General features: G+C 35.6%; 1 pseudogene. It reads left to right on the top strand.

Annotated elements, in window-relative coordinates:
* A pseudogene (locus FOT98_RS31275) lies at positions 1–343 on the top strand (DNA translocase FtsK); the annotation flags it as partial.

Raw genomic sequence — 343 nt, 5'->3', positions numbered from 1 at the left:
CTCCTATGGAAGAATGCTATGAAATAAACATGGAGGTAGCAGAACTAAACAAAGAATTATCTATTACTATGTTAGAGCAAGATTGGAATAAAGATTCCATTATTCATTCCGTGATTCCTGTTGAGACCGAACCATTGTTTGAAGAATTCCCATCTGATGGACTTCCCGTTACAATGATAGGAACTGCAGAAACAAGTATAGAATCTACTTCACTTCCCGTTACAATAACAGAGCTAGAAGAAACACATGTAGAAATCAACACGGTTCCAATTGAAGAAACGCTTAATCATATCGAAGAAAACAAGCTAGATGAAGATGTAGCAAAAGTTTACGAATCTATTAG

This window comes from Bacillus sp. HY001 (assembly GCF_007558965.1).
GTDB classification, from domain to species: domain Bacteria; phylum Bacillota; class Bacilli; order Bacillales; family Bacillaceae_G; genus Bacillus_A; species Bacillus_A mobilis.
Note: the sequence above shows the minus strand (reverse complement) of the source record. Positions and strands in the feature narration are given on the sequence as shown.